This is a genomic window from Kitasatospora sp. NPDC097643, from assembly GCF_040302625.1.
GTDB lineage: Bacteria > Actinomycetota > Actinomycetes > Streptomycetales > Streptomycetaceae > Kitasatospora.
This window is the reverse complement of the sequence record NZ_JBEOSA010000010.1, coordinates 108,973-122,277: the sequence shown is the minus strand read 5'-3', so window position 1 is coordinate 122,277 and position 13,305 is coordinate 108,973. Positions and strand designations below refer to the sequence as shown.

12 protein-coding genes are annotated in these 13,305 nt (G+C 73.6%); 6 read left to right on the top strand and 6 right to left on the bottom strand.

Annotated features, from left to right (window positions below; genetic code table 11):
* Nucleotides 1–17: 17 nt before the first annotated feature.
* Entirely contained in the window at nucleotides 18–1,022 is a 1,005-nt protein-coding gene (locus tag ABTY15_RS09880; RefSeq protein WP_350579026.1) for a pseudouridine synthase, read from the bottom strand.
* A 200-nt stretch (nucleotides 1,023–1,222) separates the two neighbouring features.
* Here ABTY15_RS09880 and ABTY15_RS09875 point away from each other — a divergent pair, with 200 nt between their 5' ends.
* Together ABTY15_RS09875 and ABTY15_RS09870 are read left to right on the top strand one after the other, a co-directional pair.
* Complete coding sequence (locus tag ABTY15_RS09875; protein WP_350579023.1) at nucleotides 1,223–2,311, top strand: PP2C family protein-serine/threonine phosphatase; 1,089 nt, start codon at nucleotides 1,223–1,225, stop codon at nucleotides 2,309–2,311.
* A 140-nt stretch (nucleotides 2,312–2,451) separates the two neighbouring features.
* Entirely contained in the window at nucleotides 2,452–2,841 is a 390-nt protein-coding gene (locus ABTY15_RS09870) for a DUF3224 domain-containing protein (RefSeq protein WP_350579020.1), read from the top strand.
* A gap of 74 nt (nucleotides 2,842–2,915) precedes the next feature.
* Here ABTY15_RS09870 and ABTY15_RS09865 read toward each other — a convergent pair whose 3' ends face one another.
* Nucleotides 2,916–3,728, bottom strand: coding sequence for a poly-gamma-glutamate hydrolase family protein (locus tag ABTY15_RS09865; RefSeq protein ID WP_350579017.1), 813 nt, complete (start codon nucleotides 3,726–3,728; stop codon nucleotides 2,916–2,918).
* Between the two features lie 216 nt (nucleotides 3,729–3,944).
* On the opposite strand from ABTY15_RS09865, the gene ABTY15_RS09860 reads away from it, so the two are divergent.
* The gene (locus ABTY15_RS09860; RefSeq protein ID WP_350579013.1) at nucleotides 3,945–4,904 is read left to right on the top strand and encodes a DUF5995 family protein; all 960 of its coding nucleotides are present in this window, start codon (nucleotides 3,945–3,947) and stop codon (nucleotides 4,902–4,904) included.
* Here ABTY15_RS09860 and ABTY15_RS09855 read toward each other — a convergent pair.
* On the bottom strand, nucleotides 4,865–6,304 hold the full coding sequence (locus tag ABTY15_RS09855; RefSeq protein WP_350579007.1) for a GuaB1 family IMP dehydrogenase-related protein: 1,440 nt from the start codon (nucleotides 6,302–6,304) through the stop codon (nucleotides 4,865–4,867). The genes ABTY15_RS09860 and ABTY15_RS09855 overlap by 40 nt on opposite strands.
* A 389-nt stretch (nucleotides 6,305–6,693) precedes the next feature.
* On the opposite strand from ABTY15_RS09855, the gene ABTY15_RS09850 reads away from it, so the two are divergent.
* Together ABTY15_RS09850 and ABTY15_RS09845 are read left to right on the top strand one after the other, a co-directional pair.
* Nucleotides 6,694–8,145, top strand: a complete 1,452-nt coding sequence (locus tag ABTY15_RS09850) for an SDR family NAD(P)-dependent oxidoreductase (protein ID WP_350579136.1) — start codon at nucleotides 6,694–6,696, stop codon at nucleotides 8,143–8,145.
* Between the two features lie 21 nt (nucleotides 8,146–8,166).
* Nucleotides 8,167–8,652 (top strand): nucleotide triphosphate diphosphatase NUDT15, encoded by a 486-nt coding sequence (locus tag ABTY15_RS09845; protein ID WP_350579004.1) that lies wholly within the window; start codon nucleotides 8,167–8,169, stop codon nucleotides 8,650–8,652.
* Nucleotides 8,653–8,691: 39 nt separating this feature from the next.
* On the opposite strand, the gene ABTY15_RS09840 is transcribed toward ABTY15_RS09845, so the two are convergent.
* Genes ABTY15_RS09840 through ABTY15_RS09830 form a run of 3 tightly spaced genes read right to left on the bottom strand, consistent with a single transcriptional unit; the run spans nucleotide 8,692 to nucleotide 12,214 of the window.
* On the bottom strand, nucleotides 8,692–10,965 hold the full coding sequence (locus ABTY15_RS09840; RefSeq protein ID WP_350579001.1) for an FtsX-like permease family protein: 2,274 nt from the start codon (nucleotides 10,963–10,965) through the stop codon (nucleotides 8,692–8,694).
* A complete protein-coding gene (locus tag ABTY15_RS09835) occupies nucleotides 10,962–11,693 on the bottom strand; it encodes an ABC transporter ATP-binding protein (protein ID WP_350578998.1) in 732 nt (243 codons plus the stop codon). Before ABTY15_RS09835 ends, ABTY15_RS09840 begins: the two co-directional genes overlap by 4 nt.
* Complete coding sequence (locus ABTY15_RS09830; protein WP_350578995.1) at nucleotides 11,690–12,214, bottom strand: PadR family transcriptional regulator; 525 nt, start codon at nucleotides 12,212–12,214, stop codon at nucleotides 11,690–11,692. Before ABTY15_RS09830 ends, ABTY15_RS09835 begins: the two co-directional genes overlap by 4 nt.
* Nucleotides 12,215–12,647: 433 nt before the next feature.
* Between ABTY15_RS09830 and ABTY15_RS09825 the strand changes: the two genes are divergently transcribed.
* Nucleotides 12,648–13,301 carry an Rv1733c family protein gene (locus ABTY15_RS09825; RefSeq protein ID WP_350578989.1) on the top strand — a complete coding sequence of 218 codons (654 nt, stop codon included), beginning with the start codon at nucleotides 12,648–12,650 and terminating at the stop codon, nucleotides 13,299–13,301.
* Nucleotides 13,302–13,305 lie beyond the last annotated feature (4 nt).

Here is a 13,305-nt window from a genome sequence, read left to right as displayed (position 1 = left end):
TCGTCGGACCGAAGACCTCAGACCGAACCGGCGGAGTCAGCTGAGTCGGCGGATTCGGCTGCGTTGGCGGATTCGGCGGAGCCCGTGGACCAGGCCAGCGGGTCGGTCCAGGCGGCGAGGGTGCGGCCGGTCTCGAAGCGGCGTTCCCGGCCGGTCAGCGGATCGGTGAACTCGACCACCGAGGCGAGCAGTTGGAGCGGCCGGCGGAAGTCGTCCGGGGCCGGCTCGGGCAGCACCACCGGGTACACCGGATCGCCCAGGATCGGCACCCCGAGCCCGCTCATGTGCAGCCGCAGCTGGTGCGTGCGTCCGCTCAACGGCCGCAGCCGGTAACGGCCGAGGCCGTCGCGGCACTCCAGCAGGTCGATCCGGCTCTCGCTGTTGGGCGGCGCGTCGAGCTCCTGGGCGGCGATCACCCCGCGCTCCTTGACGATGTGGCTGCGCACGGTGCGCGGCAGGACCAGCGCGGGGTCGTGCGGGGCGACCGCCTGGTACTCCTTGCGGACCAGCCGGTCGCGGAACAGGGTCTGGTAGGCGCCGCGATCCTCGGGCCGGACCACGAACATGGCCAGGCCCGCGGTGAGCCGGTCGAGCCGGTGCGCGGGGCTGAGCGCGGGCAGGTCGAGCTCGTGCCGCAGCCGGGACAGGGCCGTCTCGGTGACGTGCCGGCCGCGCGGGGTGGTGGCCAGGAAGTGCGGCTTGTCGACCACCACCAGGTGCTCGTCGCGGTACAGCACCGTCAGCTCGAACGGGACGCGGACCTCGTCCGGGAGGTCCCGGTAGAACCACAGGTGCGTGCCGGGCCGGAACGGCTCGTCCGGGGCGATCGGGCCGTGCTCGCCGACGATCTCCCGGTCCGCCAGCGCCGCGTCGATCCGCTCGGCGGCCACTGCGGGCAGGCGCTCGACCAGGTAGCCGCGGACCGTGGGCCAGGGGCCCTCCGGCGGCAGCCGCAGGTGCACCGGGTCCACGCCGTGGCGCTGTGGGAGGGGGGAGGCCGGGCGGCGGCTCTTGCGTCTCATCTCCCGGCCAGCCTAACCGGGGCCGATCCGCCCCCGGGGGCCGAGGTGGCGCCTCCGCGTCGCCGGTGCCCGAGGTGGCGCCTCCGCGTCGCCGGTGCCCGAGGTGCCGCCCGGCGGGGCGGCGGCGCAGAGTGGACGGGAGAAGGAGAGGACGGGAGAGCCGCTGGATCTCCGCGCCCGCGCCTGCCCCTGGAGGACGTGTGACCGCCGACGGCCCGGACGGTGTGCCGCCGCTGCACCTGCCGCGGCGCACCCGGCTGCTGCTGCTCTGCGCGTTCCTGTTGCTGCTCGTCGCCGTGGTCGCCGACCTGGTGTCCGGGCCCGGGACGACGCTGTCCCCGGTGCTCGCGGTGGCACCCGTGCTGGCCGGGGCGACCACCCGGTCGGCGCGGGTGCCACTGGCCGCCGGGGCGTTCGCCGTCCTCGCGGTCGGGCTGCTGGAGTCCACCAACACCGAGCTGCCCACCGAGGTCCACTTCACAGCAGTGATCACCGTGCTGGCCGCGACCCTGGCCAGCGCCGCCAACGTGGTGCTGGTCGCGGCCCGTGAGCGGGAACTGTTCCAGGTCCGCACGGTGGCCGAGGCGGCGCAGCGGGCCCTGCTGCGCCCGCCGCCGGAGCGGCTCGGGCCGCTGCGCATCGCCGTGCGCTACGTCGCGGCGGCCGCCGAGGCGCGGATCGGCGGGGACCTGTACGCCGTGACGGACACCCGTTACGGCGTGCGGATCCTGCTCGGCGACGTCCAGGGGCACGGGCTGTCCGCCGTGGAGACGGCGGCGGACGTGCTGGGGGTGTTCCGGGAGGCCGCCCGCACCGAACCGGACCTGGGACAACTGGCCGAACGGCTGGACGCGGCGCTCGCCGCCCGCCCGGGCGAGGGCCGCTTCGCGACCGCGCTGCTGCTCAATGCGGCCCCCGACCGGGGCCCGGTCTCGGTGGTGAACTGCGGCCACCCGAACCCCCTGCTGCGCCGCGCGGGTCGGGTGCGCGGGCTGGAGCCGCCGTACGCGGCGGCGCCGCTCGGGCTGCTGGGGCTGACCAGCGGGCGGTACCCGGTCGGCCGCTTCGACCCGCAGCCGGGGGACCTGCTGCTCCTGCACACCGACGGGGTCTCCGAGGCCCGGGACGCCGGGGGGCGGTTCTACCCCCTGGAGGAACGGCTTCCCGACCTGCCCGCCGGCAGCCCCGCGGACCTGCTGGACGCACTGCTCGCGGACGTCGACGACTGGGTCGGCGCGGCCGGGCTCTCCGACGACGCGGCCCTGCTCGCGGTCCGCTGGGAGCACTGAGGCCGGTCGGAACGCCCCCACTCACTTGCCCGCCCCGCTCCCCCGACTCGCTCGCCAGGTCAATTGTCAGTGCCGTGTGCAACGCTGTGCACACGGTCGGTGGGGTGCCGGTCGTAGGGGTTCGTCGAGGGGAAGGCGCCATGGGGAACAGGACCAGCGGGGCGTTCGAGGTGACCGGGTTCGAGTCGGTGGAGACGGAGGAGCGGGCGGGCGCGTCGTTCGGCCGGATCCGGATCTCGAAGACGTTCACGGGCGGGCTGAGCGGTACGGGCGAGGTGCGGATGCTGTCCGTCGGGGACGCCTCGGGCGGCCCGGCCTCGTACGTCGCCGTGGAGTACGTGACGGGCGAACTGGACGGGCGGAAGGGCTCGTTCGTGCTCCAGCACGCGGCCTGGGACACGACCGGCACGACCATACGCGTGGTGCCGGGGACGGGCTCGGGCGAGCTGGCCGGGCTCACCGGCGAGTTCCACCTGACCGTCGACGAGAGCGGCGGCCACACCTACGTGCTGGAGTACGAGCTGGGCTGACGCAGGGCCGAAGCCGGGCCGAGCCGGGCCGAGCCACCGACGGCCTGTCCGACCGTCGGCGACTCCCCCGCGGGTCAGAGGACGGGCTGGGTCGCCTCCAGGCGCTGGATCGCCGTGCGGACGGCGGTGGTGAAGCTCCAGAACAGCGGCACGGTGTTGGTGGCCCGGTCGGTGCGGGTGTTCTTGCCGACGGCGAACATCGCGGCCCGCAGCTCGGTGGTCATCTCCAATTGGGCGCCCATGCCGAGCATGCTGCGGTTGCAGATGTTCTCCGGGGAGATGCCGGCGATCTCCTCCTCACCGGAGGCGGTCACCGCGCGGATGCCCGCCGTCGCGAACTCCTCCATCAGGTACTGACGGAAGGTGGAGTTCAGGCCGCCGACGAGCACCGCCTGGGCGCCGGCCTCCAGGCCGGCCTGGGCGGCGGTGCAGCCGTGCAGCGAGAGGACGTTGAGGCTGCCCGCGCACATCGCCCGGGCCACCGTGTCGTCGCAGTGGGTCGAGGTGACGTGCAGCGAGCTGTTGCCGGACGAGCGCAGGCCTTCGAACATCCAGAAGTCGGACACCGGACCGGCGGCCGGGGTGGGGGTGAGGTCGGCGGGGTGGTAGCCGGCGATGGCCAGGCAGAGTTCGGAGGTACCGGCCTCGATGCCGCCGCCGTGCGGGGCGATGACGGTGGTCCGGATGAGCGCGGTGCGGGCGCTCGTGCTCTGGTCGTCGATCAGGTGGCGACGGTAGCGACGGCCGTAGTCCACGCCCTCGGTCAGGGTCGTGTCCGCGTAGAGGGCCGTGTTGGAGGCGTAGAGGTCGGCGGCGTACGCGGGGGTGCCCCGCAGGGCGACGCCGATGGAGGTGAGAGCCGGAGCAGCGGCAAGGACGGTGATCAAGGTACGACGATTTATCACGGTCAGCGATCATGACAGAGCTCAGGGCGCACGGTAAAGGGAGCACCAAGTGATCATCAAGAGATCTTCCGACACCCGACCTGCGTGAACGCCCGACAGTGGACGCCGCTGTCACGATGATGCGATCAGTGCACGATCGACATCGGAGGGTGACGCATGGTCGGTACGGCGACGGCAGCAACGGTCACGACAACAACCGTGACGACGACGAGGGAGAGTGCGCCGGTCACGGTCGAGGAGGTGGTCGATCGGCTGCGGGACATCGGGGCGGGCCTTCCGCCCGCGGACGGGGTGGCGGTCTTCAACCAGCTGTACCTGTCCGTGACGGAAGCGGTCCGTGACCGGCTGTCGGCTGGGTATTTCGCCGATCCGGCGGCGATGGCCGAGCTGGACGTGGTGTTCGCCGGGCGGTACCTGCTGGCCGTGGCCGCCGACGCGGCCGGACAGGAACCGCCGGCCTGCTGGCGGCCGTTGTTCGCGCTGCGCGCCCACCGGGGTGTGCACCCGTTGCAGTTCGCCCTGGCCGGGATGAACGCCCACATCCAGCACGACCTGCCGCTCGCCGTCCTGGACACCTGCCGACGACTCGGCCGCCGGCCGGCCGACCTCGCCGCGGACTACCACCGGATCAACGGCCTGCTCGCGGAGGTCGAGACCGCCGTCCGGGAGCAGCTGATGCCCGGGCCCGACCTGCTGGAGCGCGCGGAGCCGTTCACCCATCTGCTCGGGGCCTGGTCGGTGGACGTCGCGCGCGAGCGGGCCTGGGCCGCCGTCCACGCGCTGTGGGAGCTACGCCGGGTGCCGGGTGCCGGGCGGGCCTTCGCGGCCGCGCTGGACGGTTCGGTCGGGCTGCTCGGGCACGCCCTGCTGCTCCCGCTCGGCCTGCCCGACCGCGCCGAGCGCACGACCGGCTCCGTGACCACCGACGCCGACACCGACACCGACGCCCGCGCCGACACCGACGCCGACGCCCGCGCCGACGCCGCCACCGAGACCGCCACCGACACGAAGACGGCCGGCCGACTCCCCGAGGCGAGGAACCGGCCGGCCGTCGAAGGCGCAGGGGCGTCCGGAGGAGGGACGCCCACCGCTCCTGCGGGCGATCAGCCCGCGGGCGATCAGGCCCAGCTGGAGTGCAGCGGCTTGCCCTCGGCGTAGCCGGCCGCGCTCTGGATGCCCACGATCGCCTTCTCGTGGAACTCCTCCAGCGTGCTGGCGCCCGCGTAGGTGCAGGAGCTGCGCACACCGGCCACGATCGAGTCGATCAGGTCCTCGACGCCCGGGCGGGCCGGGTCGAGGAACATCCGGGAGTGCGAGATGCCCTCCTCGAACAGCGCCTTGCGGGCACGGTCGTACGAGGAGTCCTGGGCGGTGCGGTTGCTCACCGCGCGGGCCGAGGCCATGCCGAAGCTCTCCTTGTACTGGCGGCCGTCGGCGGCGGTCTGGAGGTCGCCCGGGGACTCGTAGGTGCCCGCGAACCAGGAGCCGATCATCACGTTGGAGGCGCCGGCGGCCAGCGCCATCGCCACGTCGCGCGGGTGGCGGACGCCGCCGTCGGCCCACACGTGCTTGCCGAGCCGGCGCGCCTCGGCGGCGCACTCCAGGACGGCGGAGAACTGCGGGCGGCCGACGCCGGTCATCATCCGGGTGGTGCACATGGCGCCCGGGCCGACCCCGACCTTGAGGATGTCGGCGCCCGCCTCGACCAGGTCGCGGACACCGGCGGCGGAGACCACGTTGCCGGCCACGATCGGGACCTGCGGGTCCAGGCCGCGCACCGCGCGCAGCGCGTTGATCATGGACTCCTGGTGGCCGTGCGCGGTGTCGACCACCAGCACGTCGGCACCGGCCTCGACCAGCGCCTTGGCGTTGCCCGCGACGTCGCCGTTGATGCCGATGGTGGCGGCGATCCGCAGCTTGCCGTCGGCGTCCACGGCCGGGGTGTAGAGGGTGGCGCGCAGCGCGCCCTTGCGGGTGAGGATGCCGACCAGACGGCCGTCGGCGTCGACCACCGGGGCGAGCTTGCGGTGGGCCTCGGTGAGCCGGTCGAAGGCGGTGCGCGGGTCGATGCCCTCGTCGAGCAGCAGCAGCTCGCGGGACATCACCTCGGAGAGGCTGGTGAAGCGGTCCACGCCCTGGCAGTCGGAGTCGGTGACGACGCCGACCGGCTTGCCGTCCTCGACGACCACGAGGGCGCCGTGCGCGCGCTTGGGCAGCAGGGAGAGGGCCTCGGCGACGGTGGCGCCGGGGGCGAGAGTGATCGGGGTGTCGTGCACCAGGTGGCGCTGCTTGACCCAGGAGATGACCTCGGCGATGACCTCGGTCGGGATGTCCTGCGGGATGGCGACGAGGCCACCGCGGCGGGCCACGGTCTCGGCCATCCGGCGGCCGGCGATCGCGGTCATGTTGGCGACGACCAGCGGGATGGTGGTGCCGGTGCCGTCGTTGGAGGAGAGGTCGACGCCCTGCCGGGAGCCCACGGCGGAACGGCTGGGGACCATGAAGACGTCGTCGTACGTGAGGTCGTACGAGGGCTTGAGGTCGTTCAGGAAGCGCATGAAAGGGGGCTCTCTGGCTGGGAGAAATTACACCTCGGGTGCGGTTGCGGCTGTGCCGCCGGGCGCACTCGGGCGCCCGGCACCCAACGTTCGATTCTCCGCGTTGGTGGGGGCAAAAGCCAGTTCGGGGGCGATTGCTGGCACTGTGCACAAACCATGATCAATGCTTCGCGCGTAGACTTGGATGATCATCCAAACGTCCGGGTTTTCGCCCCGGCCGGGACCGCTCCCGTAGCATTCACGCGGTAACGGCGGGGCGAACGGGAAAGCGGCAACGAGGCATGACGGCGGGCGTGGACATCGACGTGAACAGCGACGTGAACAGCGAGCAGGACCAGCACGACCAGGGCGTCGAGGGCGGCCAGGGCGTCCAGGGCAATGAGGAGGAGATCGACTTCGGTCCCGGCCTCGACCCCGAGCGCCTGCGGCTCTGCCTGGAGGTCCTTGCCGAGCTCGACGAGCTGCACGTCGACCACCCGGACGCGATCACCGTCCGCCAGGCCGTCGGCGGCATATTCCGCACGCTCAAGCAGCGCCGCCGCCAGGAGACCCGGGCCCGCAAGACCGCCAACGACCGCGAGGTCACCGCCCGCACCGCCACCGGCGCCCCCACCCGGATCGACGACGAGACCGCCGGCGCCTTCGGCCTGACCACCGTCACCACCACCGAGATCGCCGGCATCCTGGAGCGCCCGCGTTCCTGCTACACCTGCAAGCAGCGGTACGTCGAGGTCGACGCGTTCTACCACAACCTCTGCCAGGCCTGCGCGGTGAAGAACCGGCTCCGCCGGGACGCCCGCGCCGACCTCACCGGCAAGCGCGCGCTGCTCACCGGCGGCCGGGCCAAGATCGGCATGTACATCGCGCTGATGCTGCTGCGCGACGGCGCCCACACCACCATCACCACGCGCTTCCCCAACGACGCGATCCGCCGCTTCACCGCGATGCCGGACAGCGCCGAGTGGATCCACCGCCTCAAGGTCGTCGGCATCGACCTGCGCGACCCGGCCCAGGTGATGGCGCTCGCCGACGAGGTCGCCGCCGACGGCCCGTTGGACATCCTGATCAACAACGCCGCGCAGACCGTCCGCCGCCCGCCGGAGTCCTACCGCGAGCTGATCGCCGCCGAGTCCGCGCCGCTGCCGGCCGGCGCGCTCCCCCAGTCCACCACCATCGGCCGCTTCGGCAGCGGCAGCGTCGACCTGCCCGCCCTCCCCCACCAGGCCGGCGGCGGCGAGCAGCGGATGGCCGCCGAGGACGTCACCTCGCTCGCCCTGGTCACCGGCTCCGCGACGCCCGCCCGGATCGCGGCCGGCACCGCGATCGACGCCGGCGGCCTGGTCCCCGACCTCGCCGACACCAACAGCTGGGTGCAGACCGTCTCGGAGGTGGGCCCGGTCGAGCTGCTGGAGGTCCAGCTCTGCAACTCCACCGCGCCGTTCATCCTGATCAGCCGGCTGCGCCCGGCGATGGCCGCCTCGGCGTCCCGCCGCAAGTACGTGGTCAACGTGTCCGCGATGGAGGGCGTCTTCTCGCGCGGCTACAAGGGCGCCGGCCACCCGCACACCAACATGGCCAAGGCCGCGCTCAACATGCTCACCCGCACCAGCGCGCAGGAGATGTTCCAGACGGACGGCATCCTGATGACCGCCGTGGACACCGGCTGGATCACCGACGAGCGGCCGCACCCCGACAAGATGCGCCTCGCCGACGAGGGCTTCCACGCCCCGCTCGACCTGGTCGACGGCGCCGCCCGGGTGTACGACCCGATCGTCCGCGGCGAGCAGGGCGAGGACCTGTACGGCTGCTTCCTCAAGGACTACGAGCGCGCCAACTGGTAACGATCCGAAGGAGACGGCGAGTTGACCGGCACACCAGTGAACGGCATGGCACCGCACGGCACCGCACCGATGCTCGGCGCCGGGGTCATCGTGCCCACCGGGGACGGCCGGGTGCTGATCGGTCGGCGGACCACCGCCGGTGAGCCGCCCACCTGGAGCCTGCCGGGCGGGAAGGTCGACCCCGGCGAGTCCTTCGAGCGGACGGCGGCCCGCGAACTCGCCGAGGAGACCGGCATCGTGCTGCCCGCCGAGGAGATGCGGGTGCTCGCCGTCCTGCTCGACCACGAGCTCGGCCGGCCCCGGCTGACCGCCGCCGTGCTGGCGCCGCCGAGCCTCGCCGAGGCCGTCGTCACCGAGCCGCACGCGTGCGGCGGTTGGGAGCGGTTCCCGCTGGACGCGCTGCCGGAGCCGATGTTCTACCCGTCCGCGCTGGTCCTCGGCAGCTGGCTGCCCGAGCGGCCGTCCGCGGTGCGGGCCGGCACGAGCGCGTACCCCGTCGCCCGCTGAGCACAGCCGGGACGACGGGGTACGAACGGCACCTGGCCGTCAGCCGTTGCGGGCGGCCTCGGGGCCGGTGATCCGCTTCAGCAGCGGCAGCGTCGAGGCGATGATGCCGAGCGAGGCGACCAGCCCGAAGGCCGTCAGCCCGTAGTAGAGCGCGCCCGGCGACACCAGGTCGTACTTCATCTGCGACTTCAGGAACATGGCCGCGGCCGCGAAGCCCGTCCCGATCGAGAAGGCCGACACCAGCAGCAGCGGCAGCGCGCTCTCCAGGCCGATCACCCGTTGCAGCAGCCGCAGCGGCGCGCCGGTGAGCCGCAGCATCGCGAACGGCCGGCGGCGGTCGGAGAGTCCGGCCACCACGCTCACCGCGAGGCTGCACCCGGCGATCGGCAGGGTGGTCAGCAGCACCACGTCGGCGAGCTGGCGCCAGCCCTGGAGCTCCTTCTGCGAGGTGGTGCCGAAGTCCTCGACCATGCGGGCCTCGAAGGTCGGCTGGGCCCTGGTGAGCACCGTCCGCACCTGCTCCATGGCCGCCGGCGAACCGTCGGTGGTCACGTAGACCATCTTCACGGGCAGCTTGGCGACCCCCTCCGGCGTGACCGGGGCGGTCGGCCACTGCTCCGGTGTCGCCCCCCGCAGGTCGAGGAACTGGGTCATCGGCACAGCCGCGACGCTCGCCCCGGGCGCGCAGTGGCCGAGCACCGGCGCCTGCGCCAGCTCCGAGCAGAGCACCAGTGCGGGCACGAACGGACGGGGATCGGTCGGATCCTTGCCGATCCCGGTCGGATTGACGTGCGCCAGCGCCAGCCCCCGGTACCCCGGGACGGCCCGGGTCTCCGCCAGCACGCCCTCGGGCACGCTGTCGATCGCCCGCGGGCCCAGGATGTCGCCCGGGGTGAGCACCACGGCCTTGCGGGTCTGCGGATCTCCGCTCAGCACACCGCGGTTCTCGTTGATGGTGCCGATGATGCAGACCGTCGCGGTGGTCACGAACAGCGCCAGCACCAGTCCGGCGACCGAGCGGAACCCGGCCTTGGGATCGTCCGCGAGCCGGCGCACCGCGATCAGCGCGGCCGGGCGGCTGGTGCGCCGGGCCACCGCGCGGGCGGCGACCATGGTCAGCCACGGCCCGGCGATCACCAGCCCGAGCATCACCAGCAGGAAGCCGGTGAGGTAGGCCGCCGTCTGCCCGTTGGTGGTGGGCGGGCGGTTGTCGACGAAGTACCCGAGTTCGGCGAGGCCCAGCACCAGCGGGACCACCCGCCAGACGCTCGGCGGCCGCGGGGTCACCCGGCGGCTGACGCCCAGCGGGGAGATGACGACCCGGCGCAGCGCGAAGCGCGCGGCGAGCGCGGCCGCCAGCGGGACGCCGAGGGCCACCCCGACGGCCTGCACCACGCCCAGGCTCAGATCGGCGGGGAAGAAGCGGTCCCCGGTGAACGGCACCGTGGCGACCACCGGGCGCAGCGCGAGGTACACCCCGAAGCCGACGACCGTGCCGATCACCGCCGCGACCGTCGACTCGACCGCCGAGATCACCGAGATCTGCCCGGGCGTGGCCCCCACCAGCCGCATCGCGGCGAAGCGCTGTTCGCGGGTGGCGGCCGACAGCCGGGTGGCGGTGCCGATGAAGATCAGCACCGGGAAGATCAGCGCGCCGGCGACCACGGAGAGGATGAGCGTCAGCGCGTCGCCGCGCACACCGTGACCGAAGCACTCGTTGTCGCAGTCCGCCGGCACCGCGGCGGCGATGGTGGTGACCTGGGTGGCGTGCGGCCCGGCCCGCACCTCGTCCACCGTGCGGCCGATCACGACGGAGAGGGTGTCCGGGGAGATCAGCGCGTCGTCGCCGAGGACGCCGGCCAGCCTGCCCGGGAGGCGGTCGGCCAGTTGAACCGCCGGGACGTCGCGCAGCAGCTTCGCCAGGGCGGGCGAGGCGTAGTACTCACCGGGGGCCGGCAGCCGGGTCAGCCCGGGCGGGACCGGCGAGCTCGGCCCGGTCGGCGCGACCTCGGCCTCGAAGATCGTCTTGCCCTGGTAGTAGTCGCCGTGCGCGTACCACCAGAGCGGGTCCACCTGTGCCGTCTCGGTGCCACCCTTGACACCGGTGTTCATCCAGAGCTGGCGCTCGTTGGCGCGGTCCACCGCGTTCAGGCTGGCGAGCGTGGACAGCAGCAGGCCGACGCCGATCGCGACGGCCGCGGCGATCATCAGCAGCCGGGCGACGGCCTCCCGGCCGCCGCTGACCGCGAGGCGCAGCGCGAAGGGGATCACCCGGCCGGCGGCGGCGGTCGGCCGACCGTAGGCGGAGCTCATGAGGCCACCGGTCCTGACGCCACCGGTCCTGCGGCCACCGGCCCCGACGCCACCGGTCCGGCCGAGAGGACCCGGGCCCGGCCGTCGCGGACGATCGCCTCGCGGTCCGCGTAGGCGGCGACCCGGGGCTCGTGGGTGACCAGGATGACGGTGGTGCCCTGCTCGCGGGCCGCGCCGACCATCAGCTCCATCACCTGCTCGCCGGTCAGCGAGTCCAGCGCGCCGGTCGGCTCGTCGGCGAACAGCACCTCGGGTCGGGCCACCAGGCCGCGCGCCAGGGCCACCCGCTGCGCCTGGCCGCCGGACAGCTCGCCCGAACGGCGCCCCTCCATGCCGTCCAGGCCGAGCCGGGCGAACCACGGCCGGGCCTCGGCCAGAGCGGCCGCCCGGCGCACACCGTTCAGCAGCAGCGGCAGGGCGACGTTCTCCTCGGCCGTCAACTCCGGTACCAGCTGGCCGAACTGGAAGACGAAGCCGAAGCGGTCCCGGCGCAGGGCGCTGCGCTGGGCCTCGTTCATGGAATCCAGGCGCTGCCCCTTGAACAGCACCTCGCCCGTGTCCGGCACCAGGATGCCCGCCAGGCAGTGCAGTAACGTCGATTTGCCCGAACCGCTCGGGCCCATCACGGCGAGCACCTCGCCGGCCTCGACGGACAGGTCGGCCCCGCGCAGGGCGGGCGTCTCCCCGAAGGCGAGGGCGACGTTCCGGGCCTCGATCACGGCGGTCATCCGCGCACCTCGCTCGCCAGCGCGTCCAGTCGGGCGGAGGTCAGGTCGATCCAGCGCAGGTCGGCCTCCAGGTGGAACAGGCCGTGGTCGGCGAGCAGGGCGTCCACCAGCGGTCCGGTGCGGCGCAGTTCGGTGAGCTCGCGCATCCGGCGCAGGTGGGCGGAGCGCTGGGTGTCCAGGTACTCCTGGGCGTCGCGGCCCAACATCAGGGCGAGCACGACCTTGGTGAACAGGACGGTCTGCAGGGTGGGTTCGGGGGCGACCGGCTCGGTGAGCCAGGTCTCGAACTCCGTCACCCCGGCCTCGGTGATGACGTAGCGCTTGCGCTCGGGCCCGTCGCCGGGCTCCGCCTCGCCCGCGACCACCTTGCCGTCCCGGGCCAGCCGACCGAGGGTCGCGTACACCTGGCCGTACGGGAGGGGCTTGCCGCGGCCGAAGAAAGCGTCGTAGTCCCGCTTGAGGTCGTAGCCGTGGCGCGGCTCGCACTCCAACAAGCCCAACAGGGTCAAAGGAACACTCATGGGAGGACCATACACCGGGAGTACACACCGAGTGTATAGCTGGCGAGAATACGGCCCTGAACTGAGGAGACGTCAAAGCTGGTGACCGGCAGAAGTCCTGATGGACGGAAAGGCGGCGCGGGCAGGAGGCGGCCCCACCCGCCTCCCGCACCGCACCACAGCCCGGCACCCCCACGGTCGACCGGGCGAGGACCGCGCCCCGGCACGTGAGGCGCGACCGGACCCAGCCTGCCCCGGAAGCCGTACGGCTGCCGAGGGCCGAACGTCCCGGGTCGGGGCCGCGGCCTGGCCGGGGCCTGGGTCCGCGCCCCGGCCCGGGTGGTGCGGACGCGTGCGGCTCTTGTGCGGGGACGGCCATCGGGTGGAGATTGGGTGACGGAACCGCGACGGACCCACCGCCGCACCGCCACAACGTCTTTGAGGAGTCCTCACCGTGCGCAGCACACCCCGCCCGGCCCGGCCCGCGTCGCTCCTGCGGCGAACCGGCCGTCAGCTGCGGTGGGCCCTCGGTACCCGGCACGCGCCGCTCGTCCGGGCCGTCGACCGGGCCCGCGCCCGGACCTGGCTGCTGGCCGTCCTCGGCGGACTCGTCGCGCTCGTCCTCGCCACCGGCGGCGCCCTCCTCGACTACCGCACCGCCGCGCCCCGGGCCGACGCCGACCGCGGGCGGCTCCACCAGGTCGACGCCGTCGTGCGCACCGTCCCCGACAAGGCCTCCGCCGGCAGCCGCTACGCGGGCGGCTACGACACCCGGATGGACGTCCAGGCCTCCTGGACCGGCCCCGACGGCAGTCCGCACACCGGCACCGTCGAGGCCCCCCGCTCGGCCACCGCCGGGAGCGTCGTCCCCGTGTGGATCGGTCCCGACGGCGCCGCCACCGGCGCCCCCGCCGACCACGCCGCACTCGCGGTCGCCGCCGGCTGCACCGGGGCCGGGGCGTTCCTCGCCCTGCTCGCCCTGCTGGTCGTCGCCGTCCGGGTCCGGCTGCACCGGCTCGACCGGCGCGCCGAGGAGGCCTGGGGGCGCGCCTGGGAACGGCTCGAACCCCGCTGGAGCGGCCGGGCCGGGCACCGACGGGAGGAGTGAAACC

Coding starts and splice junctions, on each gene's coding strand:
- ABTY15_RS09830 (WP_350578995.1), bottom strand. CDS start 12,214: ATGAGTGTTCCTTTGACCCTGTTGGGCTTGTTGGAGTGCGAGCCGCGC.
- ABTY15_RS09840 (WP_350579001.1), bottom strand. CDS start 10,965: ATGAGCTCCGCCTACGGTCGGCCGACCGCCGCCGCCGGCCGGGTGATC.
- ABTY15_RS09835 (WP_350578998.1), bottom strand. CDS start 11,693: ATGACCGCCGTGATCGAGGCCCGGAACGTCGCCCTCGCCTTCGGGGAG.
- ABTY15_RS09855 (WP_350579007.1), bottom strand. CDS start 6,304: ATGCGCTTCCTGAACGACCTCAAGCCCTCGTACGACCTCACGTACGAC.
- ABTY15_RS09880 (WP_350579026.1), bottom strand. CDS start 1,022: ATGAGACGCAAGAGCCGCCGCCCGGCCTCCCCCCTCCCACAGCGCCAC.
- ABTY15_RS09870 (WP_350579020.1), top strand. CDS start 2,452: ATGGGGAACAGGACCAGCGGGGCGTTCGAGGTGACCGGGTTCGAGTCG.